At 36.4% G+C, this 26,767-nt stretch carries 26 protein-coding genes and 1 pseudogene; 19 read left to right on the forward strand and 8 right to left on the reverse strand.

Annotated elements, in window-relative coordinates; translation table 11 throughout:
* Positions 1 to 29: 29 nt before the first annotated feature.
* The 13 genes from BOQ62_RS11705 to BOQ62_RS11765 all read left to right on the forward strand — a co-directional run bounded on the left by BOQ62_RS11705 (position 30) and on the right by BOQ62_RS11765 (position 10,199).
* Entirely contained in the window at positions 30 to 2,216 is a 2,187-nt protein-coding gene (locus tag BOQ62_RS11705) for an outer membrane beta-barrel family protein (protein WP_129039673.1), read from the forward strand.
* 261 nt (positions 2,217 to 2,477) lie between these two features.
* Entirely contained in the window at positions 2,478 to 3,953 is a 1,476-nt protein-coding gene (locus BOQ62_RS11710; protein ID WP_129039675.1) for a hypothetical protein, read from the forward strand.
* 114 nt (positions 3,954 to 4,067) lie between these two features.
* Complete coding sequence (locus BOQ62_RS11715) at positions 4,068 to 4,376, forward strand: hypothetical protein (RefSeq protein ID WP_129039677.1); 309 nt, start codon at positions 4,068 to 4,070, stop codon at positions 4,374 to 4,376.
* Positions 4,377 to 4,438: 62 nt separating this feature from the next.
* Entirely contained in the window at positions 4,439 to 4,732 is a 294-nt protein-coding gene (locus BOQ62_RS11720; RefSeq protein ID WP_129039679.1) for a hypothetical protein, read from the forward strand.
* 19 nt (positions 4,733 to 4,751) lie between these two features.
* Positions 4,752 to 5,045, forward strand: a complete 294-nt coding sequence (locus BOQ62_RS11725; RefSeq protein WP_129039681.1) for a hypothetical protein — start codon at positions 4,752 to 4,754, stop codon at positions 5,043 to 5,045.
* Positions 5,046 to 5,064: 19 nt separating this feature from the next.
* Positions 5,065 to 5,358, forward strand: a complete 294-nt coding sequence (locus BOQ62_RS11730; protein ID WP_129039683.1) for a hypothetical protein — start codon at positions 5,065 to 5,067, stop codon at positions 5,356 to 5,358.
* A gap of 68 nt (positions 5,359 to 5,426) precedes the next feature.
* Positions 5,427 to 5,732 (forward strand): hypothetical protein, encoded by a 306-nt coding sequence (locus BOQ62_RS11735; RefSeq protein ID WP_129039685.1) that lies wholly within the window; start codon positions 5,427 to 5,429, stop codon positions 5,730 to 5,732.
* Between the two features lie 74 nt (positions 5,733 to 5,806).
* Positions 5,807 to 6,124: a hypothetical protein gene (locus BOQ62_RS11740; RefSeq protein ID WP_164976736.1), complete on the forward strand. Its 318-nt coding sequence runs from the start codon at positions 5,807 to 5,809 to the stop codon at positions 6,122 to 6,124.
* A gap of 35 nt (positions 6,125 to 6,159) precedes the next feature.
* Positions 6,160 to 6,489: a hypothetical protein gene (locus tag BOQ62_RS11745; RefSeq protein WP_129039689.1), complete on the forward strand. Its 330-nt coding sequence runs from the start codon at positions 6,160 to 6,162 to the stop codon at positions 6,487 to 6,489.
* 25 nt (positions 6,490 to 6,514) lie between these two features.
* On the forward strand, positions 6,515 to 7,081 hold the full coding sequence (locus BOQ62_RS11750; protein ID WP_129039691.1) for a hypothetical protein: 567 nt from the start codon (positions 6,515 to 6,517) through the stop codon (positions 7,079 to 7,081).
* Positions 7,082 to 7,129: 48 nt separating this feature from the next.
* Positions 7,130 to 8,065 carry an HTTM domain-containing protein gene (locus tag BOQ62_RS11755; protein WP_129039693.1) on the forward strand — a complete coding sequence of 312 codons (936 nt, stop codon included), beginning with the start codon at positions 7,130 to 7,132 and terminating at the stop codon, positions 8,063 to 8,065.
* A 47-nt stretch (positions 8,066 to 8,112) separates the two neighbouring features.
* Entirely contained in the window at positions 8,113 to 9,207 is a 1,095-nt protein-coding gene (locus BOQ62_RS11760; protein ID WP_129039695.1) for a hypothetical protein, read from the forward strand.
* The gene (locus BOQ62_RS11765) at positions 9,198 to 10,199 is read left to right on the forward strand and encodes an outer membrane beta-barrel family protein (protein WP_262708330.1); all 1,002 of its coding nucleotides are present in this window, start codon (positions 9,198 to 9,200) and stop codon (positions 10,197 to 10,199) included. Before BOQ62_RS11760 ends, BOQ62_RS11765 begins: the two co-directional genes overlap by 10 nt.
* Positions 10,200 to 10,385: 186 nt before the next feature.
* On the opposite strand, the gene BOQ62_RS11770 is transcribed toward BOQ62_RS11765, so the two are convergent.
* From BOQ62_RS11770 to BOQ62_RS11790, 5 genes and pseudogenes are all read right to left on the reverse strand, one after another.
* Positions 10,386 to 12,596, reverse strand: coding sequence for a glycoside hydrolase family 3 C-terminal domain-containing protein (locus BOQ62_RS11770; protein WP_410494191.1), 2,211 nt, complete (start codon positions 12,594 to 12,596; stop codon positions 10,386 to 10,388).
* 465 nt (positions 12,597 to 13,061) lie between these two features.
* A pseudogene (gene metQ / locus BOQ62_RS11775) lies at positions 13,062 to 13,870 on the reverse strand (methionine ABC transporter substrate-binding lipoprotein MetQ).
* Between the two features lie 133 nt (positions 13,871 to 14,003).
* On the reverse strand, positions 14,004 to 14,660 hold the full coding sequence (gene metI, locus BOQ62_RS11780; protein WP_129039701.1) for a methionine ABC transporter permease MetI: 657 nt from the start codon (positions 14,658 to 14,660) through the stop codon (positions 14,004 to 14,006).
* Entirely contained in the window at positions 14,653 to 15,681 is a 1,029-nt protein-coding gene (locus tag BOQ62_RS11785; RefSeq protein WP_129039703.1) for a methionine ABC transporter ATP-binding protein, read from the reverse strand. The genes metI and BOQ62_RS11785 overlap by 8 nt, the downstream gene beginning before the upstream one ends.
* 19 nt (positions 15,682 to 15,700) lie before the next feature.
* On the reverse strand, positions 15,701 to 16,696 hold the full coding sequence (locus tag BOQ62_RS11790; protein ID WP_129039705.1) for an EamA family transporter: 996 nt from the start codon (positions 16,694 to 16,696) through the stop codon (positions 15,701 to 15,703).
* Positions 16,697 to 17,246: 550 nt separating this feature from the next.
* Between BOQ62_RS11790 and BOQ62_RS11795 the strand changes: the two genes are divergently transcribed.
* The gene (locus BOQ62_RS11795) at positions 17,247 to 18,179 is read left to right on the forward strand and encodes a ring-cleaving dioxygenase (protein WP_129039707.1); all 933 of its coding nucleotides are present in this window, start codon (positions 17,247 to 17,249) and stop codon (positions 18,177 to 18,179) included.
* A 319-nt stretch (positions 18,180 to 18,498) separates the two neighbouring features.
* Complete coding sequence (locus BOQ62_RS11800; RefSeq protein ID WP_129039709.1) at positions 18,499 to 20,625, forward strand: type IA DNA topoisomerase; 2,127 nt, start codon at positions 18,499 to 18,501, stop codon at positions 20,623 to 20,625.
* A gap of 383 nt (positions 20,626 to 21,008) precedes the next feature.
* Here the strand turns inward: BOQ62_RS11800 and BOQ62_RS11805 are convergent, their stop codons facing one another.
* Together BOQ62_RS11805 and BOQ62_RS11810 are read right to left on the reverse strand one after the other, a co-directional pair.
* A complete protein-coding gene (locus tag BOQ62_RS11805; protein WP_129039711.1) occupies positions 21,009 to 21,431 on the reverse strand; it encodes a hypothetical protein in 423 nt (140 codons plus the stop codon).
* A 90-nt stretch (positions 21,432 to 21,521) separates the two neighbouring features.
* On the reverse strand, positions 21,522 to 22,391 hold the full coding sequence (locus tag BOQ62_RS11810; RefSeq protein ID WP_129039713.1) for a helix-turn-helix domain-containing protein: 870 nt from the start codon (positions 22,389 to 22,391) through the stop codon (positions 21,522 to 21,524).
* 101 nt (positions 22,392 to 22,492) lie between these two features.
* Here BOQ62_RS11810 and BOQ62_RS11815 point away from each other — a divergent pair, with 101 nt between their 5' ends.
* The 4 genes from BOQ62_RS11815 to BOQ62_RS11830 all read left to right on the forward strand — a co-directional run bounded on the left by BOQ62_RS11815 (position 22,493) and on the right by BOQ62_RS11830 (position 26,478).
* Positions 22,493 to 23,899: an aldehyde dehydrogenase family protein gene (locus tag BOQ62_RS11815; RefSeq protein WP_129039715.1), complete on the forward strand. Its 1,407-nt coding sequence runs from the start codon at positions 22,493 to 22,495 to the stop codon at positions 23,897 to 23,899.
* Between the two features lie 17 nt (positions 23,900 to 23,916).
* Positions 23,917 to 25,470, forward strand: a complete 1,554-nt coding sequence (locus BOQ62_RS11820) for a GMC family oxidoreductase (RefSeq protein ID WP_129039717.1) — start codon at positions 23,917 to 23,919, stop codon at positions 25,468 to 25,470.
* Positions 25,471 to 25,591: 121 nt separating this feature from the next.
* On the forward strand, positions 25,592 to 26,014 hold the full coding sequence (locus BOQ62_RS11825; RefSeq protein ID WP_129039719.1) for a PaaI family thioesterase: 423 nt from the start codon (positions 25,592 to 25,594) through the stop codon (positions 26,012 to 26,014).
* Between the two features lie 119 nt (positions 26,015 to 26,133).
* Positions 26,134 to 26,478 carry a phage holin family protein gene (locus BOQ62_RS11830; protein WP_129039721.1) on the forward strand — a complete coding sequence of 115 codons (345 nt, stop codon included), beginning with the start codon at positions 26,134 to 26,136 and terminating at the stop codon, positions 26,476 to 26,478.
* A 70-nt stretch (positions 26,479 to 26,548) separates the two neighbouring features.
* Here the strand turns inward: BOQ62_RS11830 and BOQ62_RS11835 are convergent.
* The coding region (locus tag BOQ62_RS11835) for an IS3 family transposase (protein ID WP_164976702.1) at positions 26,549 to 26,767 on the reverse strand (219 nt) is incomplete at its 5' end.

A 26,767-nucleotide genomic window follows, 5' to 3' on the forward strand; every position in this document is an offset into this window, starting at 1 on the left:
ATGGTCTTATAGAAAAACTATAATTTCACATGAAAGTAATTATATTTCCAATAGCGATATTAGCAGGTTCATTTGTAATGGCTCAGCAAGCTTCGGCTCCGGCTGCAAAGGATACTGTAAAAGGAAATGCAAAAGAAATAGAAGCTGTTACACTGGTAGCCAGAAAACCGACCGTAGAATCGAAAATAGACAGAACTGTATTCAATGTAGCCAACAGTGCAATTCTGGCAGGAAATACAACTTGGGATGTTCTGAGAATGACTCCTTTGGTAAGTATTGACAATAATGATGATGTAAAAGCCGAAGGGCAAATGGTTACGGTATACATCAACGACAGAAAATCTGTTTTTACAGGGAAAGAATTAAAGGAATATCTTAAAACAATTCCGGCTGACAACCTGATGAAAATTGAAGTGATTACCAGCCCTTCCTCCCGTTATGAAACTTCAGGATCTGTCATCAATATTGTTCTGAAAAAAAGAGATGACGAAGGAATAAAAGGAAGTATCTCTCTCAACAACAGACAAAGCACGAAGAACTCACAATACACCAATTTCAACCTGAATTACCATAAGAAAAAGTTTACCCAAACTTTTATAGGAGGTTACAATAGCGGAAACTATGTGCAAAAGACTCAGACATGGGATAACCGTTATACCACTAATAAACTGACCCAGTTCAATTTGGAGAACGTGATGAGAAACGAAAGTCCCTCTCTTTCTTCCACTTCAGAATTTGAACTGAATGATAAAAATAATATCGGATTTGTAGCGGAGTATTCACAGAGCAGAAATTTGTCTCTGGCAGAATCTAATGGAATGATCTTCAATAATGGAGAGCCTGGAGACTCTTTCATTCAGACACAGAATAACTGGGGATTCAATCGTAACCTTGGAACCAATGCTTTCTACAAGTATTATGATAAAGAAAAGAACAGAATCTTAGATATTAATTTAGGAACCAATTACTCAAGTAATGACAATGATAATTTAATTGATAAGCAGATTAATAATCAGACAGGGAGCTCTGCTCAGCAGCTGGGAGTGATCAGTTCAAATCAGATGCGCAACTATTATCTGAAAGTAGATTATACTCAGCCTCTGGGAAAATCCGGAGGTACCATAGAAGTAGGAGGGAAAACAGAAATTAACAACCACACCATTCCTAATAGCCTTTACGGATTCAGTATGGCAGATGTTAACTCCGAATTTTATAATCTTGCGAGAAATGATACCTTCCATTATGAGGACAACTTAAGCTCTTTATATGCCAACTATAGCAAAACATTCTTCAAAAAATTAGAAACAAGAATCGGGGTTCGTTATGAATATATTGATTATAAAGTAAGACAGGATGTTGCAGGTACAGAGAGAAGAGATTCATATGGAACTTTTCTTCCCAATCTATTGCTGAAGTACAGCTTTTCAGAGAAGTTTGACTTGAGTCTTACCTATAACCGAACGATCTGGAGACCGTGGTATTCTGAATTTAATCCTTTCCTCGTTCCTGAAATTAACGGAACGTATTCCAGAGGAAATCTTTATCTGAATCCCAATCCGAATGACCGATTGTATATGAAATTAGGAATTCTGAAAAAGTACTTTATCTCTGCAAGATATATGCACACCAATCAGGATTACTGGACGACTTACGTGACGGAAAACGGAAGAACAGTTTCATTGCCTGGGAACTTCGATGGAAAAGTTGAAAAATATTATCTTTTTGCCAACACCAATCAGAACTTCCTGAAAAATAAACTGAATGTAAATGCCGGGTTCGGGTGGTATTATATTAATAATAAAGATTTTAATGAGAAAAATAAGTTGGGAGGTAAAGATTATATCAGTTATTGGGGGGCTTCAGCAAACGTATCTTACACGAATCTTTTCAATAAAAATATTAACCTAAGCGCGTGGGTAGAGCTTGCCAATCAGAACAACGGGAACTCTTATGCAAACAATACCAACGTATTCCATAACATTTCTGTGACCAAAATATTCCCGAAAACTCAGATGGAGCTGAGCATGCAGCTAATGAATATTTTTAAAAGACCTTATGGTGATAATACTACTTATAGCCCGGACGGAACATTCAGAGAATATTCAAAATGGGACTGGTACGGTGTTTCCCTTACTTTTGTAAAACGTTTCGGAAACCAGAAGGTAAAAGAAAATACAAAAACCGACGTAGAGAAAAACAGTGGCGGTGGAAAATAACTCAAGATTTGTTAGATAAAAATGAAAGCAGATTCCAAACCGGAATCTGCTTTTGTATTGATAGAGAATATTGTCAAGAGAAATATTACTTCTATAAGGATGAATTTTTGTGCTGCCAGAATGAAGAAGTTGAAACCTAATTCTAAGTCTATATAAAAACTACACCATCGTGTAGTAGCGAACTACACGATGGTGTAGTCCATTTGTTTTTCAGAATAAATAATATTGTAAAAGAAAAACAACACAATAAAATAGCTCATCATGAAAATTCAAAAAACATCTATATTCAATAAAAGAAACTTACTGCTTGCCATGGGTGTCTGCACTTTGGTATCGTGTTCTGATAAGACCAATACTTATGGGATTATAAACAATGATAAAAGCATTAATTATAAGAATGCTTTTGAATTTCTAAAGAAAAATGCTATTTTAAATTTTCATATCAATGCAGAAGGTGTACAGGAGCAGGATTCAAAATGGATTAAAGATGCTGATATTAAAGAAAACGTAGAGCTTTCTTATAATAAATCTAAAGAACTGATTCAGTCTAATGCTATCTCAGATTACAGCTTCATCAATTTTGTTCTTCCGTATAAAGTGAATTTTTCAGATGATTTTAATTGGAGAGAAATGGTGCTGAAAAACTATGAACTTCCTTCTAGTTATACACTGAATTCTGAAAAATCTGTAATTGAATCAGTTAATTATTTAAACAATAAACTGAAGAATGTAAAAATGCCGTATGCTGATCCTTTCCCACAGGAAGATTATTGGTCATTTGCTCAGTTGCAGAAAGAAAATAAAGGTTCAGATATTGCGATGGTAAATCTGGCGAATTACATCAATAAAGCAAACGGATTACCGGTAACCATAGACTATGCTCCGGTTTGGGGAAATGTAAATGGAGGGAAAGCCTGGAATGCTCTGGTTATTAATGAGAAAAAATCTTTTCCTTTCTCAGGAGGAACAGAAAACATAGGGAATTTCAATCCCACCAGAATTATCAATACTATAAAAGACAGTCTTCATAATTCTTATACAATTACTAAAGTATACAGAAGAGGATTTGTACCGGATACTGCTTCAGTCTATTTAAAATATTATAAAACTCTTAGTAAAATGGGATTTACCTCTACCTATTCAGATATTGACGTTACAGATCAGTATACTAAGACTATCAAATATAATGTGAATGGCTTTTATAATGATAAAACAGAGCTTGGGTTACTTTCTGTGTTCTGTTTCAACAAATGGCTTCCAGTAGCCGCAATTAGTCCAAAACATAAGCAGAAGGTATTTGATAAAGTAGGGGTAGGAGCGCTGTATCTGGTTCATACTCCTGAAAGTTCGGGGAAGAAGTCTCTTTTCTATGTTGATAAAAACGGGAAATTATTATCCTTTGATAAATCTAAAAAATCACTCATTAGTATTTCTCAGGCAGAGTCTGTGGCGGAAAGAATGAAAAATCTGGCCTCTCATCATAAAAATACAGCAGATATCAATGCTCTGGCAGAGAAAATAATCGGTTCAAAGCTGCAGGATGGCACTTCGTATACTCTTTACAGATTTGCAGACAACAGTTGGGAAAAGCAAGAGACGAAATCTGTTGTTAATAATACACTGTCATTCACAAGTAGGTATCAGGACGGAATCTATCTTACTGCCTTGGAAAATGATCATCAGATAAATTCAAAAAGACCGTTTATTCTTATCGGTGGAAAAGTAGTCTTTATCTAGCCTTAAAAAAATCAAAATTTAAAAAATCACATACCTATTTCTTTTTCAATAAGAGAAACAGTGAGAGGTATGTCTAAAAATAACTATCTGAAAAACATTTTAAACATTTATTATATGAAACAACAAAAAAAACTGCTCCTTGCAGGACTGGCAATCGTACCTCTTGCTCTTTCTTCCTGGAATTCCAACACTTCCGAATCTGATTTCCGGAACTCTGAAAAACAACAAACATTTTCTCAAAATGAAACAATAGGAGAGGCCAATGTGGTTGTAGTTCAGTCTAAGGTAAATAAAAAAACGATGTTGGATGTTACAGATAAGTTTGATCTAGGACCTTCTCAGGAAAAGGTGGTGATCACTACCAAAACCCTTGATCCCTCAAATGCTCTTTCTATAGAAGATATTGTAAAAACCTATCAGTAACATTTGAGACCGCTACTAAAACTAAAAAACTTTTTAAAAAATAATTAATAACAATTTTTATTATGAACAACTACAAAAAACTATTATTTGCGGGACTGGCAATCGTTCCTCTAGCCCTTTCTTCTTGGACATCAGAAGAGCCATCTACTCAGTATGGAAACAAAGAAGCCAACCTTGGTTCTACCATCGAGATTATTGGAAATACAGCTGTAAGCAGCTCTGTAACAGTAAACACTAAAAAGAAAGTTCTTTCTAAAGAAACAGTGGAAACGATAAGTGTAGCCAGCGAAAAAGCAATCAGCAACTCTCTTGAAACTGCACGCTCATTCAATGACATTCTAAACGATTATAAATAACAACTAAAACAATTTTATCATGAACAACTACAAAAAACTATTATTAGCAGGATTAGCCATCGTTCCTCTAGCACTATCTTCTTGGACATCAGAAGAGCCATCTACTCAGTTTGGAAACAAAGAAGCCAAGCTTGGTTCTACTGTAGAGATTATTGGAAATACAGCTGTAAGCAGCTCTGTAACAGTAAACACTAAAAAGAAAGTACTTTCTAAAGAAACAGTGGAAACGATAAGTGTAGCCAGCGAAAAAGCAATCAGCAACTCTCTTGAAACTGCACGCTCATTCAATGACATTCTAAACGATTATAAATAACAACTAAAACAATTTTATCATGAACAACTACAAAAAACTATTATTAGCAGGATTAGCCATCGTTCCTCTAGCTCTTTCTTCTTGGACATCAGAAGATCATTCTTTAACATACGGAAAAGGAAACACAAATGATTTTTCTTCTATAGAAGTTATTGGTGGAACTGCAGTTAGCAGCTCTGTAACAGTAAAAACGAAGAAAACAATTCTTTCTAAAGAAACAGTGGAAACTGTAAGTGTAGCCAGTGAAAAAGCGATCAGCACTTCTATTGATCCTATTCTTACTCTTAACAAAGTTGTAGAAAACTACAAATAATATTATTCAACCTGCACATTCAGTTGAACTTCTCAACTGAATGTGTTTCCTAAAAAACTTTAAACCTTATGAAAAAATATATCTTAATACTACCTGCTTTATTACTGACAACAGTTTCTTTATTATCATTTGACAAAGTATCAGACGATACTGATAAGATCAAGTATGATACTCTTAGCAGAAATATGTCTTTAGAGACTGAAGTAGGAGCGTTCATCAAAAGCACTGTTATCACCAACAAATCTTTCAAAAAAGAATGTTCCGTAGATAATTGTATCAAAAGAGATGCTGTAAGCATTTTCGAAACTAAAATTGTATCTGCCATCGATACTCCAGAAATGGATCTGGGTAGAATTGTATCAACCTATAAATAATCACTGTTATGAAAAGCCTTTATTTGTATTTACTATTAATCATAGGTACTGTTGTTTTTCTTTGTTCATTTAAAATGGAAAGAGGCAGACACATCTACCGTAACCACTGGGCAATTCCTGCACAGCAGAATCTTAAGATCAAAAATTCATCAAAAGAAGACCTGGAGGTTGTTTTGTATAACCCTTCCCAGACAAGCGATCTGAAATATATGAACAGCAGTAATGAACTTAAAGTTCTTCCTAAAAATGACTCTGTAAAAACCAGAATCAATTTTGCCAATGAATTTTATGTGGTAAACACAGCTTCAAGTGAAAGTACTTTCAGATTGAAGATCTTGAATAATAGCGGCAGAATAAAGGCTTTCATAAAAAAACAGCTTCCCAAAAACTAAATGATGAAAAAGCTAATCGTATACTATGATAGCTGGTGCCCACGCTGCACCCGATTCATGAAGACTGTAAAAAAATAGACTGGTTGGATCAGGTAGAATTTCGCTCTCTCAGAGAAAGAGGACAAGCCATAAAAGGAATTGATATGGTTCTTGCTGAAAAACAAATGGCTTCTTACACTACTACCTGGGCCTATGGCTATGAATCTATTTTCAGAATATTGGCAACCCTGCCTTTGCTATGGCCCTTATTTCCGGCTCTCTGGTTTCTGAACATTACAAAAATTGGACAGGGAATTTACATACAGCTTGCTGTAAACCGGAAAATCATCCCAATTCATTGTGACAATGACAGCTGCAATATTTAGACATTAATTTTTTATACTACTTACTATGAAATACCCAAAACTCTTCTTCATATTCAGTATGGTTCATATTGCTCTAATACTGATTGTATGTACTTCAAGTACAATTGATTCCTATGAAAAATCAACCTCGTATGTAGAAAATGATTTGACAGCCGTTCTGAAAGATACAAAAGAAGGCATTAGAGAATTTAATTCTATTTCTCTTATTCAGCAGTATCAGGCTATTGCGGGGATCAACGCAGGATACGGATTCTTTGCTCCCAATGTAGCCAGTTCCTATATCTTAAAAATATCTGTATATGACAAAAACAGGAATCTTGTGAAAGAATCTTATTTCCCGCCATTCAAATCTAAGGAAGGACTCAACAGATATCATACTTTATTAGGATACTTTCAGGACAGACTGACGATTCTGGAAAATAAGATGCAGAAAAAAAATCTACAGAATTTAATGAATCTGACAAATACGGTGAATTCCTTGATATATTCATCAAAAGTATCGGAAGATATTATTATAAGGAATATAATCCTGATACCTACACCGTTTCTTGTACACTTTATCTGCACCACCACCCAATGCTGCAGGAAATAAAAACAGAAAATAAAACTAAACCAGTACTAATTAAACTCCTTGACATCGATGCTAAGCCTATTAAGAAAAACCACATTGCTTCCAACTGAATTTTATAAATTCTTCAACGAATATAAACCGGAAGATAAACTGTTCTTTGCATTTTTTAGAATTTCCATGGGATTATTCTTCTTAGTGCACTTTGTTTCCACGCTTACTGATTTTAATCTTCTTTTTACAGATCAGGGGCTTATACCACTGGAAGTCGTAGGATTTCTAGGGTCTGAGAAAATGCCATCTTTCTTCTTTGTAATCAAATTATTAGGAACCATGAATATTTCGGAAAGTTCTGTAATAATGGGATATATTGTAATGTATATCTTGGCATGTATTTCTTTAACAGCAGGATTCATGAGCAGACTCTCTGCGGGGATTATCCTGATCCTTCACCTGCTTATTTTTCAATCTTCCAGTACTTTTATGTATGGGATAGATTTCTTCAAGACAATTGCCATGTTCTACTGTCTTCTGTTTCCTTTGGGAAGTTTCTACTCTCTGGATTCTAAAATATTTAAATATAATGATATTAATCCTACACCTTTCAGGAATCTTCTGAGAATGCACATGAGTATAGTTTACTTTACTTCAGGATTGGATAAAGCATTCGGGATGAACTGGTGGAACGGAGAATCTATCTGGAAGGCATTACATCTTCCTGGATTCCAGTCTTATATATTGGATAACAGCAGTTATGATATCTTTGTGGATTTCCCGATTATTCCAATATTTATAGGGATTTCAACCATCATTATTGAGTTATTTTATCCTTATTTTATGTGGAAGAAGAGCACGAGAAAAGTGTTTATCTGGATGGTAGTAGCTCTGCACACCGGAATTATCATCGCTATGAATCTATATTTCTTCGGAGCGTTAATGATCCTTTTAAACTTAAGCGCCTTCTTAAACCTTGAAGATTCCAAAAAACCAATCGCAGCAACATCATGATTTATCTTCATCATATAACCAGCAGAGCTTTAATATTACTATCTTCATTGATAGTAATATTAACCTCCGCACAACAAAAAGACACCTTAAAAAATGAAAAGAAAATTGACGAAATCAAGATTACACGCTCTGCAGTAAAATTTAAAAACGGAAAAATAATCGTTACACCTGCCGGGACTGCTACTGCAGATGCCAGTAACAGCTGGGAGTTTATCAAAAATTCTGGATACGCAGATGCCTCTGAGGAGGGAACAATAAAAATTAAACAAAAGTATACCACTGTATATATCAATGACAGAAAGCTCCGCTTGTCGGGTATAGAACTTAAAAACTATCTTGAGTCTATCCCTGCCAAGCTGATAAAAAACATTGAAGTAATCGGAACTCCGGATTCTTCTTATCCTGCTGATGAGCAGTCGATCATTAAGATTAATCTCGTGAACAGTAATATTGAAGGTTTGAAATTAGGAATTGGCTCCAGCCTTGGTTTTACCAAAAAGATGAATATGGCTCAGAATCTGAATCTGAATTATAAATCTGAGAAATTTGAAATCAATACACTTTTAAGCAGTACGCATGCCAATGTCCTTACAGAGATGAATGCTGAGAGGGAATACAAAAATAATATCTGGGATATTGCTCAGAACCAGGATATTCAGAAATCTACTAATATTTATTCTTTACTGGTGAATTATTTTGCAGACAAAAGGAATAAATTCAGCATTTATGGAGAGTATAATCCTGTCAATACACAGAGCGAGCTTAATGCAGATAATGGATTGCCAACAGCAGAAAGGGTTTCCAGAAAGGATTCTATTTTTAAATACAATTCCATGTTTAAAGATTTGGGACGAAGTACAAATGTTCAGGCTAATTATAAATTTGAAAATGATTCTGCTACCCAAAAGCTTAATATTCAGTTTGAATATTTAAATGCCAATAGAAAAACAAACAACAGCTTCAGAAATTATTTTTACCAGCAATCTTATTACCTTGATGGTAACAGAATAGATGATTCCTCTTCGAGAAATATCAATATGTATATTGGGAATGCCAATTATACTCTACAAACAAAAAATGGGGAATATGGTCTGCAGGAGGAAGGTTTTCATACAGTGACATCAATAATCCCATTAATATAACGGTAAATGATGTTGATTCACAGGAAAGTGTACAAAATTACAGTGAAAAGCAATATGCTTTATTTTTAGAAGGACAGAAAGAATTTAATAAAACATATATAAGACTGGGAATGCGTTATGAAAGTAATATTACTAATTTTTTTGATCAAGGAATTACTTCAAATTCATTCAAAATAGATGGATTTTACCCAAATGTTTTGGTTCAGCACAGCTTTTCAGATAATTTTCAGGTAGAAACCAGTTATAAAAAAACACTTATCAGGCCAGACTATTTTCTACTGAATCAATTGAGAAGAAAGAATAGTGATGACAGTATGCTTTACACTTCAGGAAATATCAACCTGAGACCGCAGATAGAGCATGAAGTGGATCTCTCCCTGTACTACAAAAACCAGATGTTATCTGTGGGAATGAATTATTCTCCAAATTATATCAGTACTCTGATTGTAAAACGCGGTGATTATCTGGTGCAGGAATATAACAATTTTAAAATGATGACACTGTATGCAAGTCTTGCTCTAAACAAAGTCTTCAATAATAAGTATATTGTTAAAAACTATTCGAATGTGAACTATCTTCCGATCATGGAATTTGAAGGTTTTGAGAAAGGGAAAACCAATTTTGCTTTTGATAACAGAACTGTTTTGGGGATTATCCTTAAAAAAGGATATGCTGCGGAGGTTTCTTATTCTTTTTCAACTGATTTTTATGATGGATTTTTCAAACATGGAAAAACAAACAATCTAAGCATTACTTTACAGAAGAAAATTCCTCATCTTAATCTTACCACTTATCTTGTTGTGACAGATTTGCTGAGAGGTCAGAAAAATTATGATGAAGCAATATACCCTATAGTATATAAAAACTCATCTTATAACGATACCAGAGGTATAAGACTGGGATTATACTGGACGTTTGGTAATCAGAAATTAAAGGAAATCAAAAAAGAAGATTCTTTGATGAATGATATGAAGAGCCGAAATAGAAAATAAGACTTCCACATTTCAACATCACGTGGAAATTGAAGAGAAATCATTAAAGATTTTCATAACAGGAGTAGCCATGGCTGAATTTAATAGGCTTTTCAGTCTGGCACTGGGTATGCTTCTGTGGGTATTTCAAGAGAAGAGGCTGTTCTTATAAGACAGCCTCTCTTTATATTTTTTTATATAGATCAGTTATTTAAGCGTAAACTTCACTTTCGTTTTAATGGCATCGGAAGAATTTCCAATCTGTGCTTCAAAGTCTCCCGGTTCAGCTACCCAATCATGTTTCTGAGCATCAAAATAGCTTAAAGCCGTTTTATCAATCGTGAAACTCACTTCTTTTTGCTCTCCTGAATTCAGATATACTTTTTCAAAACCTTTCAGCTCTTTTGTTGGACGCGGAACGGATGATTTTAAATCGCTGATGTAAAGTTGGGCAACTTCTGCTCCTGCTTTTTTACCTGTATTTTTAACAGTTACTGTAAATGTAATTTTACCATCCTGTGAAATCGTGGTCTTGTCTGCTTTTGCTTTTCCGAATTCAAAATTGGTATAGCTCAACCCATGTCCGAAACTGAACAGAGGTTTTATATTTTTAGTATCATGCCAACGGTAACCTACAAAAATACCTTCGTTGTAAGTGATATTGATCGGGTTTTTCTGATCTTTACCTTTTCCTGCTGCCAACTCATCTTTTTGTCCAGGATATTCTCCAAGCTGATGGGCTGAATTGTCATCAAGTTTTACCGGGAATGTAAACGGAAGTTTTCCTGATGGGTTGGCATCACCTGCTAAAATTGCTGCAATTGAATTTCCTGCTTCAGAACCTAGATACCAGGCTTGTAAAACAGTAGGAACGTCTTTGATCCAAGGCATTGCAACAGCATTTCCTGAAACTAATACTACGGCAAGATTTTTATTGGCTTTTGCAAGAGCAGCAATCACTTTATCCTGGCTGTAAGGTAATCCATAGCTTTTTCTGTCGTTTCCTTCGCTGTCCTGGAAGTCTGCTTTGTTCAAACCTCCTACGAAAATTACGTAGTCTGATTTTTTAGCTAATTCTACAGCTTCATTCAATAATTCAGCTTCAGAACGGGTGTCTTTTAAGTCCTGTCCGGATTTTACGCCGTTATATTCACCTCCGATATCTCCTACATAACCTCTCGCATATTGTACATCTGCCTGTTTTCCGAATCTGGATTTAATTCCGTCTAAAGGAAGAGTTTCATATTTCACTTTTAATGAAGAAGAACCACCGCCAACAGTCATTATTTTAATAGCATTTTCTCCGATAACGGCTATTTTTTTAGCCTTGTTCATATCAATCGGAAGAACATTTCCCTGATTTTTTAATAAAACAATTCCTTCTTCTCCAATTTCTTTAGCAACAGCTTTATGTTCTTCAGAAGCAATATTTCCGAAAGGCTTGTTGCGGTTCATTGTCGTTTTATAAGCAAGACGAAGTAACCTTGTTACCTTGTCATCCAATTCTTTGGTGCCTACTTTTCCTGCTTTAATCAAATCAAGATAAGGTTTTGCCAGATAATAGTTATCATAGGCATTTTTAGTTCCTTTAGAAAGGCCGTTGGTCCACGATCCGAATTCAAGGTCAAGACCATTGTGGATGGCTTGCTCTGTATTGTTTACAGCACCCCAGTCGGATACCACAACCCCTTTATAATTCCATTCTTTCTTTAAAATATCATTTAAAAGATACTGATTCTGGCTGGCATACTGGCCTTTGTACATATCATAAGCTCCCATAATTGTCCATGAATCACCCTCTGTTACCGCCGCTTTAAAAGGAGGAAGGTAAATTTCATAAAGAGTTCTGTCATCTACATTCACATTACTCGTATGACGGAACATTTCCTGGTTGTTCAGAGCATAATGTTTCACAGAAGTGGCTACGCCATTAGACTGCACTCCTTTGATATAAGGAACCACCATCTTTGAGGTCAGATAAGGATCTTCCCCCATATATTCAAAATTTCTTCCGTTCAGGGGAGTCCTGTAAATATTAACCCCAGGTCCCAGAAGAATATCTTTTTTTCTGTAGCGGGCTTCTTCACCCAATGCTTTCCCATAGTTCCATGACATTTTTTTGTTCCAGGTTGCGGATAAAGCTGTAAGGGCAGGGTAGGCGATAATAGAGTCATTCGTCCATCCGGCCTGATCCCACTCGTCCCACATTACTTCAGGACGTACCCCGTGAGGGCCATCTGTTGTCCAGAATTCAGGAATTCCCAATCTTGGAACACCTGGTGAACTAAATTTCGACTGTGCATGAAGCATAGCCACTTTTTCTTCCAGTGTCATTCTTGACAATGCATCCTGAATACGCTGTTCTACAGATTTGGATTCATCTAAATAAACGGGTATGGTAGTATTGGTCTGAGCCATATAAGAAGCAGAAATAAAGGTGAGTAAACTTATAATGACGGTTTTCTTTAACATAATGCCTTTCTATTTGATTTACAGCAAAAATAAAGAAAATTTTTATTATCTCAAATTGAGAAAATAAAAAATCAGCAAATAAAAAAGCTGCCTGCTTATTTGCAGACAGCTTATGAGTAAATATTTTATCTGGAATGGCGAAAAAAGTGTAGAGAATCTAGCGAGTGAAAAGCGAAAATCCGAATCCGGAAATCTCCTATCTCAAAATCCCAAACCCAAAACTAGATTCTTTCACTGTAAAAACTCTAAAACTTTCAAACCCTCCAACACTCCTAATAGTGTCTAGATTCCTACGAAATGACAAGGCGGAAGTATAATAGGTACAGCGTGTAGTTTGTCCATTCCGAAGGAAATCTACACTCTGACACTCAAACCCTCTTATTCACTAACTTTCAAACCCTCCAACACACATCAATCCCATCCTTTCACTGCTCCTCCTTTGAAAATTTCTTTGGCTTTCTTTTCCACTTCCGGAGACTGGTAGGCTTTTACAAAGTTTTTTACTTTCTGGCTGTTTTTATTGTCCTGTCTGGCAACTACCACATTTACATACGGTGAATCTTTGTCTTCTACAAGAACACCTTGCTTTTCCTGATCCAAGCCTGCCTGAGCAGCAAAATTGTTATTGATAATCCCTACAACAACGTCCCTGTCTTCCAAAACTCGTGGAATCTGAGCGCCTTCAATTTCCATAATTTTCAGTTGTTTCGGGTTTTCTGTAATGTCAGTGACTTTAGGAAGGAGCCCTACACCAGCTTTTAATTTCAGCAAACCACTTTTCTGCAGAAGAAGTAAAGAACGTCCTCCGTTGGTAGGGTCATTGGGAATGACAATGGTATTACCTTCCTGTAACTGGCTGATATTTTTAATCTTTTTTGAATAAGCTACAATAGGGTAAACAAATGTATTTCCTACAGGTACAAGGTTGTAGCCTCTCTGCTTTGACTGCTCCGTTAAATAAGGAATATGCTGAAAAGCATTGGCATCAATATCTCCGTTGGTCAAAGCTTCATTGGGAACTACATAATCATTGAAAGGAATGAGTTCTACTTCCAGATTGTATTTGTCTTTAGCTACTTTTTTGCCACTTCAGCAATTTCCTGTTCCGGTCCGTAAGTAATTCCTACGCGGATAAAATTCGGATCATCTTTTCTTCCCGAGCAGGCACTGAATAACAAAATTCCTGCAGCCAATACACCAAAAATCTTTATTTTTTTCATTCTATTTTTTATTTAAATACTATTGAAGCGAAAGAGCCAAAAGTTTTTACATTTTCCATCCCTATATCCCGAAACTCGTACCCCGAATCTCAAATACTCAGACTCTCCAACTCTCAAACCCTCTCACTCAAAACTACCTGTGATCAAATCTTTTTGACAATCTGTCTCCCATAAACTGGATGATAAACACCAAAAGAACAAGCAAAATTAAAACGGTATTCATAATAACAATATCATACCCGATATATCCGTACTGGTAACCTACCTGTCCAAGTCCGCCAGCTCCTACAGCACCACCCATTGCAGAGTAACCTACCAAAGTAATCAAAGTGATAGTAGCATTATTGATTAATGAAGGAAGTGCCTCAGGAAGCAATACTTTTCTGATAATCTGTAATGGTGAAGCTCCCAATGCTCTGGCTGTTTCGATAAGACCATGAGGAACCTCAATAAGGCTGTTCTCTACAAGTCTTGCAATAAAAGGGGCAGCTCCCACACTTAGAGGAACCAAAGCAGCGTTCACTCCAATAGAAGTTCCTGCCAGAATTCTGGTGAAAGGAATCATCCATACAATTAAAATAATGAAAGGAATGGCGCGGAAAATATTAACCAAAATAGACAATCCTCTATGATAATATGGATTTTCCAACAGTTGATCTTTTCGGGTTAAAAACAGCATAATCCCAACCGGAAGTCCCAATACGAATCCAAAAAATCCGGATAAAAATGTCATGTAAACCGTTTCCCAGGTTCCTTTTGCCAAAAGGGCAATTACTGTATCACTAAGCATATCCTTTTACTGTATTTTGAATTTTATTTTGGTTGAAAAAATAGATCGCCTGTTGGTTTTCTTCAGCTTCACCCTGAAGTTGCAAAAGTAGTTTACCAAAATTGGAATTTCCAAAATATTCTACATCTGCCTTTAACAATTTATAAGGGATTTTATATTGGTTATAGAGTGTTGAAAGTATTTGTTCAACACTAATGTGTTCGTTAAGTTCTATTTCTACCAGCGGAAATAAACCTTCTTTAGGTTCTTTCTGCAGTCTGTTGATGAGTTCCTGTGGCAGGGTCATAATATCTGAATTGATGAACTGGCGGATGATCGGGTTTTCTTTGTCCGAAATAATCTCGCTTACAGTTCCTTTTGTTAATAATTTTCCTTTGTTGATCACAGCAACATGGTTGCAGACCGCTTTGATGACTTCCATTTCGTGGGTAATTAAAAGGATGGTAATTCCCAGTCTTTGATTGATATCTCTTAAAAGCTGTAAAATTGACTGTGTGGTAGCCGGATCCAGTGCGCTGGTTGCCTCATCACAAAGCAGAAGGTGAGGATCATTGGCCAAAGCCCTGGCAATAGCTACTCTTTGTTTTTGTCCACCTGAAAGGCTTTTGGGATAATCATTGGCTTTATCTTCGAGTCCTACAATCTTCAGCAATTCGTTTACTTTTCTGTTGATTTCGTCTTTGCTGGTATGATCCAGTTCCAGAGGTAAGGCTACATTATCAAAAACAGTTCTCGAAGAAAGAAGATTGAAATGCTGAAAGATCATTCCTATTTTTTTACGTTCGTCAGCCAGTTGTTTGGAGCTAAGCTTGGTAAAATCCTTTTCATTAATAATAATCTGTCCTTCATCTGGTCTTTCCAATAGATTAACGGTACGGATCAGGGTACTTTTTCCGGCACCCGAAAATCCTATGATTCCTACGATATCTCCTTTTTCTATAGTAAGACTCACCTTATCCAGTGCTTTGAAAGACTGTTTTTTCTGATGAAATGTCTTTGATATGTTTCTGATTTCTATCATTCTGATTTTATATACTTTTTTAAATAGGCTGATATCGTCTGCCTGTTCTGTTAAAAAATCTTCTTACTCTTCTGATTTTGACCTTGGACCGTTTTGAAAGCCTGAAATACTTGGTGACATTGGTTAGAAGTACTCCCAGCAATATGATGAATAAACCATACAGCTGACCTCCATTGATGCTTTGGTTGGCAACAATCCAGCCTGCAATCACTGTTACAATAGGATTGATGTAGGTATGGGTGCTTACCAAGGCAGCGGGTTTTACGGACAGAAGCCAAATGTACGACAAATAAGCGACTATCGATCCAAAGAAGATCAAAAATAGAACCCCAAACCATGCCGATAACGGAACAGCAGAAACTGAAAAATCAGTCCATTCTTTTCTGAAAAAAGCGATTAAAAAAGAAGCTAATCCAGCTACGATAAGCTGTTGTGCAATGTTCATAAACGTAGATTGAGAAGCCGGATTTTTCTTTGAATATAAAGAACCCAATACCCAGGCGATGGAGCTTAATCCTAAAACGATAAATGCTGTAATCCGTAGGTTTCCGTCTGCCATTGCATGAGCATTTGAGTTTACACTTCCTTTTAGAAACATAACTAATCCTACGAAACCAATCACCAATCCTATGGGAATGAATTTATCCGAAAAATAATATTTCCAGTTCTTTTTATCAATAGCAATGAACCAGAAGGGGCCGGTTGCAATCGAAATAGCCGCCTCAGAAGCCGTTACATATTGTTCTCCCCAGGCTACAAGTCCGGTTCCTCCGGTAAGAATAAGAATGCCGGTAATGGCATTTTTCTTCCAGTTGATCAGAGAATTTGCTTTTTCTCCTTTAGAAAGAAGATAACTGATCATCAGAATTCCGGCAACCAGAAATCTTAATCCCGAAAGGATGAATGGCGGAAAACCTTTTAAGCCAAATGAAATAGCTAAAAACGTAATTCCCCATATCACATAGATGTTTGTAAACGCCAATGGAATTAACCATTTGTTTTTAGAATTGCTCATTTTTATTTTTTTAATGTTGTTGTGTTCAATGAAAAAAGGCTCTACCACGTGGTAAAGCCTTTGAAAATATATCTAAATAAAAGTAAGGTCAACCACAGTATTCTTGATGTATAGGCATACAGATATCCTTCATCATATTTTTGATGGTGTGTTTCTTTATTGAATTATATTTTAATTCTGCCTTCATTTTGTTTTATTTCCTGAATACGTTTGCAAATATATAATATAATTTTTATTAGTCCACTAAAAAAGTAGGCTTTTTGAATATTAAATTATCGTTAATGAATTAATTGATTGTATTTGAGTTGTTTATGTGTTTTTAATTTTTGCTTATTTAAAACTGTTTATCAATGTTTTATGCTTTTTACTTCAAATAATGTAGAAATTGAATGGTTTATGGTGTTGTGAAAAACATAAAATAAATTGAATTTTTTGATAATTATGCAAATCTGGACTGAAGATTTTGCCCGAAATGGAGCTTTCACATTTATTAAACTAGTTAAATGTGCAGGATTTCCGTTCACTGTAATTTAGCATCAAAATTAAAGACATGGACAAGAGAATATTAGGTCTGCATCATATTACTGCTATTGCAGACAATGCCAAAAGAAATTTAGATTTTTATACCAAAGTTTTAGGAGTGAGACTGGTAAAGAAAACGGTAAATTTTGACGATCCGGGAACGTATCATTTCTACTTCGGAAACGAAAACGGAACTCCGGGAACAATTCTTACTTTCTTTCCATGGGAAGGAATAGGAAAGGGGACTAATGGAAGCGGAATGGCGACTCACATCGGATATTCAGTACCCAAAGGAAGTCTTGACTTCTGGAAAAATCATTTGCAGAGTTTGAATGTTGCTACAGAAGAAGGGGAAATATTTGGAGAAAAAATGATTTCTTTTAAAGATCCGGATGGACTTCAGTTACAGTTGATAGAGCCATCCACTCAAGACAACAGAAAAGTATGGACAACAGATGATATAAAAGATGAAAACGCATTAAAAGGTTTTTATAATGTAACTTTAACTCTAAAGAAAGCTGATCCTACCATCAAAGTTCTGACAGATATTTTAGGATATGATTTACAGAAACACGAGGGGGAAAGATATAGATTGGCAACAGATGCCATTGATACGGCTAATATTGTTGATATTATTGAAAACGATACCATTCCGGCAGGTAGAAATGCAGCAGGAACCAATCACCACATTGCATTCAGAGTAAAAGATGATAATGTGTTGATGGAATATCGTGAGAAAGCTTTATCTGCAGGACTAAGCATCACTCCGAAGATCAACAGAGATTATTTCTACTCACTGTATTTCCGTGAACCGGGAGGTGTTCTATTTGAAATAGCAACAGATAATCTGGGATTCACTGTGGATGAACCATTGAATGAATTGGGAACCAACCTGAAACTTCCCGTTCAATACGAAGGAATGCGTGAGAAAATAGAAGGAGTACTTCCGAACTTATCATAGATCATCGGTCATATTTTATAAAGGTGCTAATTTTGAATTAAGATTAAAACATAAAGAATTAAAAGCATATAAATTTATTTTAGGAAGAAGCTTCATCGAATAAACTTGTTGATTCAAATCTTAGCCTACTTAAAATATGCATAGTTGACAATGAAAACTTTGCGTTTAAATAAATTGATAAAATATATTGTAAAAATTTATATCTTTAGAATACAAAACTTAATTCACTCTTTCTCAACTCTAAGCCCCCAATCCTCAACGAAATTTGAAAAGTCAAAAAAAATCCCGATTTTTGCACTCCTTCAATAAACCCGAGTTCATGAAATTATGTATTGCCGAGAAACCCAGTGTTGCCAGAGATATCGCCAAAGTATTGGGCGCTACCACGCCTAAGCAAGGCTATATGGAAGGAAACGGCTATTGCGTAACATGGACGTTCGGACATCTTTGTACCCTGAAAGAACCCCACGACTACGGTCCACAGTTCAAATCCTGGAATCTTTTTTCACTGCCGATTATTCCCAACAGTTTTGGGATCAAGTTGATCCCGAATAAAGGTGTTGAAAATCAGTTTAAAGTGATTGAAAGACTGGTCGAAGAATGTGATGAGGTCATTAACTGCGGGGATGCCGGGCAGGAGGGAGAACTCATTCAGCGTTGGGTATTGCAGAAAGCAAAATGCAACAAACCGATTCAGCGTTTATGGATTTCTTCATTAACGGAAGATGCCATTAAAGAAGGATTTGCGAGCTTAAAACCAGCAGAAGATTATAAAAATCTGTATCTGGCCGGAAATGCCAGAGCTATAGGAGACTGGTTATTGGGAATCAATGCAACCAGACTTTTCACTAAGAAATTTGGAGGGAATAAAGCGGTTCTTTCCATTGGAAGAGTGCAGACTCCTACATTGGCGATGCTGGTACAGCGTCAGAAAGAAATTGATGCCTTTACTACAGAAGAATATTGGGAACTGAAAACCAAATACCGTGACGTTATTTTCAATGCAGCGATTGATCGTTTAAAAACGTTGGAACGTGCAGAAAAAGGACTGGAATATCTTAAAGTAAATCCATTTGAAATCGTTTCTTTCGAAATTAAAGAAGGAAAAGAAAAAAATCCACGACTTTTCGATTTGACAGGTCTTCAGGTAGAAGCCAATAAAAAATACGGATATTCAGCCGAAAATACCTTGAATTATATCCAGAGTCTTTACGAAAAGAAACACGTTACCTACCCTCGTGTTGATACAACTTATCTATCCGAGAGTTTATATCCGAAAATAACGGGTATTCTTCAAAAAATGTATCCTTATCAGGACTTGATTGCACCATTATTGGAAGCTCCGATTCCGAAATCAAAAGCCGTTTTCGATGATACAAAAGTAACCGATCACCATGCGATCATTCCTACAGAAATTCCACCTTCTCAGAATCTGAGCAGGGAAGAAAAACTGATTTATGATCTGATTGCAAAACGCTTCATTGCTGTATTCTATCCGGAATGTAAAATTTCCAATACTTTGGTAGAAGGAAAAGTGGGAACTATTCCTTTCAAAACCAGCGGAAGACAGGTTCTTGAAGCAGGATGGAGAGCCGTTTACGCCAAAGAACCCAAAGAAGAATCCACCGATAAGGAAAAAGAAAAAGAGGAAGAACAAACCATCCCGGAATTTACTGTAGGAGAAACCGGGCCCCACGATCCAATGACCCACCAGGGAAAAACAACACCTCCAAAACCTTACACCGAAGCAACACTGCTGAGAGCCATGGAAACTGCCGGAAAACAGGTAGAAGATGAAGAACTGCGTGAAATGCTGAAGAACAACGGGATCGGAAGACCATCTACCCGTGCCAACATCATCGAAACCCTTTTCAAAAGAAAATACATCGAGAAGAAAAGGAAAAACCTCATCGCTACCCAAACCGGAATTCAGCTAATCGATACCATTGAAGATGAGTTGTTGAAAAGCCCGGAATTGACTGGAGAATGGGAATCAAAACTTCGTAAAATTGAAAAAGGAGAGTATGAAGCCAATCTTTTCAAAGAAGAACTCATTCAGATGGTTACAGAACTTACGGAAAAAGTGGTGTACGGGAAAGGAAAAGTAATTACCCTTCAGGAAGAAGAAAAAGAAGAAGTAAAGGAGAAGAAAAAAAGAGAACCTGCACAGAAAAAAGAACTTCAGTCCTGGGAAGAAACGAAATGCCCGAAATGTAAAGAACACAATCTGATCAAAGGAAAAACTGCCGTAGGCTGTTCCGATTTTAAAAACTGTGGCTTTAAAATTACATTCGAAATTTTTGGTAAAAAATTATCAGATAAACAGCTTTTAGATCTGGTGTTAAAAGGAAAAACTTCAAAGTTGAAAGGCTTTGCCACTCATCCGGAAGCTCTTACAGAAGGTGTTTTGAGCTTAAGCGATGACTTTCAGATTCAGCTGAGCTAATCAATAGTATATTTGGACCCAAATCGTCAATTATTATCTGGAAAAATAAGTTAATTAAAATTATCAAGTGGAGAATACGGGATTCGAACCCGTGGTCTTTTGACTGCTATCCAAACGTATAGATTATATCATATTTGGATTCCTACGGAGTGACAAACTGTACGGATAAACTAAGCGTTATATTTGTTATTCTGAAAGAATCCCGTCTTTTAATTTTCTAGCTACTATGTAACAGTAAGCTATTTTATCGGAGATAAAATCTTAGCGCCTTAAAACATAAAGCTTAGGAAATAACTTGCGTCTTTGCGTTTTCCAACCCATCTATGCATAGATTCCGCAGGAATCCGGACTTACATTTTTCTGCGAATTCTTGACGGGGTGTTTTACCGGAACAATCTCTCATACCAACTCGCAACATCCTTCTTAATTTCCTCATGATGCTTGCATAAAATCATAGCCAGTTCCAGTTCAGACCTGTCGGACTTATAAGGATTCAACGTAAGAAACCCAAAGAAATTACCATCCTGATCCAGAATTGCCGGAGGATAAGAAGCATAAGCATTCCATGGAGAATATGCACTGTATGTACCTCCGTAATTTCCATAAGTGTTCCAGATAGATTTTGAACTAAAGACATTTCCATAATCACTGAACTTATTCCATATCGAATTTTTATCAAAATTATCACAGTTTAAGCATCCCAGATATTGATTCTGATCTGCACCGCCATACAAATGCAGCGTCTGCGCATGAAAAATACAGCATAACAGAAAACTTAAAACAATGAATGCTTTTTTACAGTACATAAGATAATTACTTTATTTAATAAGGATAACTACCATCAATAAAAAGAATGGTAGTAACTTCATCTTCTCGCTTCCAGCTTCTGCCCCTTATCAATCTATTTTAAATTTCTTCGGAGATTTTCCGGTGATTTGGGTGAATTTTCTATAAAAATATTCCAGCGTATTAAAACCCGATTCGAAGCATATATTTTTAATCCCGATTTCAGGGTTGCTGATCAAAAGCTGCTTGGCATGTTCTATTCTCAGCTGGATAATATATTCTACCGGAGTACAGTTGTAAGAATGCTTAAACTTCTTAAACAAATTGGCTTCACTCATTCCTGCAGTCATTGCAAGTTTCTTAATTGTAATCGGCTCTTTGTAGTTGTTCTTAATAAAATGAACGACTTCCTGCAATCCACTCTGCCCATTTCCAGTCTTGTCGGAATACAAAAGAATATGTTTTGCATTGGTCTTCATTAACTCATAAATAAGTTCTTTAAGGCTTAAGCTTAAAAGAAAATCTGAAGTACCATGGAGACTTCCGTCAATTCTTCTGTTATAAAGATTGGTAAGGCTTCTCCACAAAGATTCATCTGAGCTTACAAACTTTTTCACTGCATTCTCTTTCATCATAATTCCCGTTCGGTCCCATTCCGGATGCCAGTTCTCAATAACCTCAGAGAATACACTGTCAATATATTCCTGTTCAATATTTAATACGAGACATTTGGTGGGTTCTTTGAAAACAGGATGGATGTCTATACTCAATTCCTTATTGCAGGGTGGAATAAATACACTTCTTTCATTAAACTCAAAAGTTTCTTCCTCACTGCGGATGATCTTATTGCCACTGAGCATAAGCGTGATGACAGGCTTTTCAAAAAAGAAATGAAAATCATGACAAACTACATTTGTTTCAAATACATTCAGTTCACCAAAAGGAATGCTGAAAACAGTTCTTTCTTCGATCTTTTCCATGATAGGTAGAGTTTAGGTTAAAAAAATAGAGAATAGATAAATGATTTATATCATGTTATTGCCATTTTCGAATTACGAAAAGTACAAAATAATTTGAAACAATGGAAAATATATCAGTAGCCAAAGAAACCCATACTCCAGATACCGCATTTTTATCATTAAACCCTTCTACTTTAGAAGTTATAGGGGAAGTAGCGAATACTTCCCGTGAAGAGATTGATGCTAAAATTGAGAAAGCAAAAAAAGCCCAAAAGCTATGGTCAGCAAGACCTGATTCAGAAAGAAAAGATATTTTATTAAAAGTAGCAGAAGCTTTACAGCAAAATTCAAAACACCTTGCAGAATGGATCACCCGCGAGCAGGGAAAGCCACTTAATGGTCCGGGAGCCAATTTTGAAATGCAAGCCTGTGTAGGCTGGACCCAAGTTCCGGCATCACTGGACTTACCAGAAGAAATTGTTTTTGAAGACGAAACCAGAAAAGATGTTTTATATAGAAACCCGATTGGAATTGTGGCTGCTATTGCTCCCTGGAACTGGCCTTTGATGATTGCCATCTGGCAGATTATTCCTTCACTCAGAATGGGAAATACAGTGATCATCAAGCCTTCAGAATATACTACTTATTGTAGTTTAGAATTGATAAAAGTGATTAATACTGTACTTCCTGAAGATGTTTTACAGGTGATTACCGGCAGAGGAGAAGTAGGAGGGTATCTTACCTCACATCCTGAAATTGGGAAAATTATGTTTACAGGATCCATTGCTACAGGAAAAAAAGTCATTGAAGCCTCTGTTCAAAATATGGCCCGTTTAACCCTTGAATGCGGAGGAAATGATGCCGGAATTATTTTGCCGGGACTTGATGTCTCAAAGCATATTGATAATATTTTCTGGGGTGCTTTCCTGAATATGGGACAAACCTGCGCCTGTTTAAAGAGACTATACGTTCATGAAAGCGATTATGAAAAAGTAGTTCAGGCTTTGGCAGATTATTCTTCCAATATTCCAATGGGGAACGGCGCAGATGAAGCCAGTGTTCTGGGACCTATCCAGAATAAAATGCAGTACAATAAAATTCAGGAGCTGATTCTTGATTCTGAAAATATCGGAGCTGACTTTATATTTACAGGACAAAAACCTGATCTGGAAGGATATTTTATTCCGATAACCTTAGTTGGGAATGTAGATAACGGAGACAGAATTGTAGACGAAGAACAATTCGGTCCGGTGCTGCCAATTATTAAATACAAAACATTGGAAGAAGCCATCAGCAAAGCCAACGACTCAGAAAACGGACTGGGAGCTTCTGTTTGGAGCGATGATCTTGACGAAGCTCAGAAAGTAGCAGTGCAACTGGAAGCAGGAACAGTCTGGATCAATCAGCATGGAGCGATTAACCCGTTTGTGCCCTTTGGTGGTGCAAAACAATCCGGTTATGGAGTAGAATTCGGAATTGAAGGACTGAAAGCCGTTACCGTTCCTAAAGTAATCAGTATCAAAAAATAAAACAAATAAAAAAACACATGAAATACGATTTTATAATTGTCGGATCCGGTTCGGCAGGAGCTGTAATAGCCAACAGACTAAGTGAAAATGAAAATATTAATGTACTCCTTCTGGAAGCAGGACCCCATGATAAAGTTCCTGAAGTACAGGAACAGTCAGGATGGCCCGCTGCGTGGAACAGTGAAAGAGACTGGGCCTATCATACCGTTCCTCAGGAATACGCAGGAGGAAATACAAAGTACTGGCCCCGTGGTAAAACATTGGGAGGTTCAAGCTCTATCAACGGATTGATCTATATCAGAGGTCACCAGCAGGATTATGATAATTGGGCTTATAAAGGATGTTTGGGCTGGGACTGGAATAGTGTTTTACCTTACTTTAAAAAATCTGAAACCCATGAAGGTGGTGGAGATGAAACTCATGGTGGAGAAGGACCGCTTTTTGTGAGCCGCATTCAACATCCAAATGCCATTTCAATAAGTGCTATTGAAGCGTGTAAAGAATTGGGCTACCCTTTGACAGATGATTTTAATAAAGAAATCTGGGGCGCTGGTCTTAATCATCTGACTGCAGGAAAAGACGGAAAAAGATGCTCAACAGCCAAGGCTTTCTTAGATCCTGTGAAATCACGTACCAATCTGCACATTCATACCAATGCTATAGCTCAGAAATTAATTTTTGAAGGAGATGAATGTATTGGAGTCCAATATTTAAAAGATGGTGAATTAGTAGAAGCAGAAGCTGAAAAAGAAGTGATTGTATCCTGTGGAACGATAGAATCTGCCAAACTTCTGATGCTCTCAGGAATTGGCGAAAAGCAAGAACTGGAATCTGTAGGAATCACCGTGGTAAAAGACCTGAAAGGAGTTGGAAAAAATCTTCAGGATCACCTTTTAACCAGTGTTATTTTTAAAGCTAAAAAAGAGATCCCGGCCCCACAAGCCAATCTATTGGAAGCTCAGTTATTTTGGAAAAGCAAAGAAGAAATGGCTTTCCCGGATCTGCAGCCTTTATTTATGGGACTTCCTTACTATAGCTCTGGATTCACAGGGCCAGAAAACGCTTTTACATTCTGTGCCGGATTTATCAGACCTGCCAGTAAAGGATATATCAAACTGACTTCTTCTGATCCTGCTGTATCACCAGAAATCAATCCCATGTATCTTTCTGAAGAATCTGATCTGGAGGCACTTTATCAATGCGTTGAAATATGCCGTGAAATGGGAAAAACAGAAGCAATGAAAGAATGGAATGACGGTGAAATCTATCCCGGAGAAGGAAAAACAAAAGAAGAAGTAATTGATTATATCAAACAATCATGTTCCACTTACCATCATATGACTGGAACCTGTAAAATGGGTACCGATAGCCAGTCTGTAGTGGATCCAAGACTGAAAGTATATGGAATAAAAGGATTAAGGGTAGCCGATGCATCCATTATGCCGGATGTGGTTTCCGGAAATACCAATGCGCCTACCATTATGATTGGTGAAAAAGCTGCTGATATGATTAAAGAAGATCATCATCTGAAAGCATCTGATTCATCAGAAAAATTAACACTTGTTGTGTAAGCAGGCTTCAAAACCTGAACTTAACCGTTTCATGAGGGATGAAACGGTTTTTTTATAAAAATTTTTAGGATTATTGAGATCAAAAACGCTATAGCACTTACCTTTGTTTAAAATAAAATTCATGACACCAGAAAAAAAGAAACTCATTACAGACAGCTTTGGCCGCTCGGAAACCTTACAGTTCTATAAAGCAGAACTGCTGGAAGTAGAAACCGATTTTATATCGATGAAGATTCCTAAAATGGAAATGATGACCAGAAAAGCAGGAATGTTCAATGGTGCAATGATTGCCTCTTTGGTAGATGTTTCTTCAGGGTATGCAGCTGTGAGCCACTATCCGGAAGACTGTTATGTAGTGACCGTGGAGCTGAAAGTGAATTATCTTCGCCCTGCCATGGGAGATGCCTTGGTTTCAAAATCCTATGTCATCAAAGGTGGAGGGAAAATTGTTGTGGTGAGAACGGAAATCTACGTTCAGAGCGAAGGTTCTGATTCTGAAAGTCATGTAGCCACTTCATTAGTAACCATGATGAAAATAAAATAAGATATTAAGGGAAATAAAAGATAAAATATTCCTTAAATAAAGGGTTTTAAAGAAATTCTTTTTTCCGGAATGGAATGGCTTTTGCTCCTTATACTCCATAAACATTAAAAAATAACTCAATGAACTTAATTATCCGATTATTGATAACAGCAATTGTTGCTTATCTTTTAACTACAATCTTACCGGGAGTACATTTTGAAGGATTTTCTTCAGCCATTATATTTGCTATTGTACTTGGGGTTCTTAACATATTTGTAAAGCCTATTTTAAGCCTGTTTGGTCTTCCGCTGACCATTCTTACCTTAGGATTCTTTGCTTTGGTAATCAATGCCGGAATCGTCCTGATTGCAGATTATTTCATAGACAGTATGGTGGTAGATGGCTTTTGGTGGGCATTCATCTTCAGTATATTGTTATCAGTCGTAACCTCTCTGGCCAACTCAATGTTTTCAGATGGAGATTAATTAAAAACATACAGTATCAAAATAAAAAAATCCGCTCATTGATAGACTGCACCCAAAAGTTTAGACAAAATTAAACAATATTATTATATGAAAGAGTTCTGTACTGTACGGGACTCTTTCCTTTTAGATTAAGTCTTATCCTGTCGTTATTATAGTAATTGATATACTTCTTTATTTCTTTTTTGAGCTCATCAATGGTTTTAAATTTCTTAGTATAGAACATTTCAGATTTTAAAGTTCCAAAGAAGTTTTCTATTACCGCATTATCCAGGCAGTTTCCTTTGCGGGA

The sequence above is a fragment of the Chryseobacterium sp. CH21 genome (assembly GCF_004119445.1).
In the GTDB taxonomy this organism is placed as follows: domain Bacteria; phylum Bacteroidota; class Bacteroidia; order Flavobacteriales; family Weeksellaceae; genus Chryseobacterium.